Here is a 966-nt window from a genome sequence, read left to right on the forward strand (position 1 = left end):
CCGCGGCGGAGGCGGCGGGCCTGCCGGTGGTGCTCGAGGGCTTCGCCGATCGCGCCTATCTCCCCGACGGCACCCTCACCTCGCGCACGCGGCCCGGCGCCGTGCTCACCGACCCCGAGGCGGTCTCGGCCCAGGCGCTGTCGATCGCGACCGAGGGCGGGGTGCGCGCGGCCGACCGCACCTGGGTCGATCTGCCTGTGCGGTCGCTGTGCCTGCACGGGGACACCCCCGGCGCCGTCGAGCTCGCCCGGGCGGTGCGGGCCCGGCTCGAGGAGGCGGGCGTGGACATGAAGGCAGCGCTGTGAGGAACGGGGCAACGGACCCCCTCCCTCCCCCGCTGCGCGTGCACCGCGCCGGGGAGACGAGCATCCTCGCCGAGTATCCCGGCACCCCCGCCGTGCTCGCCGCGGCCGCGGCCGTGCGCGCCCTCTCCCCCGCACACCTGCTGGAGCTCGTCCCCGCCGAGCGCACCCTGCTGCTGCACGGCGCGGCGCCGCGCGACGTGCGCCTGTTCGCGGACCTGCTCTCGCGACTCCCCCGCGCCGCGCGTGAGGAGAGCGGCGGCGGCGGGACCAGCATCGGCATCGTCTACGACGGCGAGGACCTGGAGGAGGTCGCGGAGCTGCTCGCGATGAGCACGGACGCACTGATCAGCGCGCATTCCGAGGCGACGTGGGCGGTCGCCTTCGGCGGCTTCGCGCCCGGCTTCCCCTATCTGGTCGCCGACGATCCGCACGAGGCGTCCGGCCCGCCTTGGGAGGTGCCGCGCCGCGCCGAGCCCCGCACGTCGGTGCCCGCGGGCGCCGTCGGCCTCGCCTCCCGCTACTGCGGCATCTACCCGCGCCCCTCGCCCGGCGGCTGGCAGCTGATCGGCCGCAGCGACGCGCCCCTGTTCGACGTGCACCGGGAGCCGCCCGCACTGCTCAGCCCCGGCACCCGCGTGCGCTTCACGCCGCAGCGCGCCGC

The 966-nt window shown here is 77.4% G+C and carries 2 protein-coding genes; both read left to right on the forward strand.

Annotated elements, in window-relative coordinates; genetic code table 11:
• The coding region (locus HMPREF3159_RS11480) for a LamB/YcsF family protein (RefSeq protein WP_210388868.1) at window positions 1-305 on the forward strand (305 nt) is incomplete at its 5' end.
• Window positions 302-966: 5-oxoprolinase subunit B family protein (locus tag HMPREF3159_RS11485; RefSeq protein ID WP_210388869.1), on the forward strand; the 665-nt coding region annotated here is incomplete at its 3' end. The genes HMPREF3159_RS11480 and HMPREF3159_RS11485, both read left to right, overlap by 4 nt.

The sequence above is a fragment of the Brachybacterium sp. HMSC06H03 genome (assembly GCF_001807385.1).
GTDB classification, from domain to species: domain Bacteria; phylum Actinomycetota; class Actinomycetes; order Actinomycetales; family Dermabacteraceae; genus Brachybacterium; species Brachybacterium conglomeratum.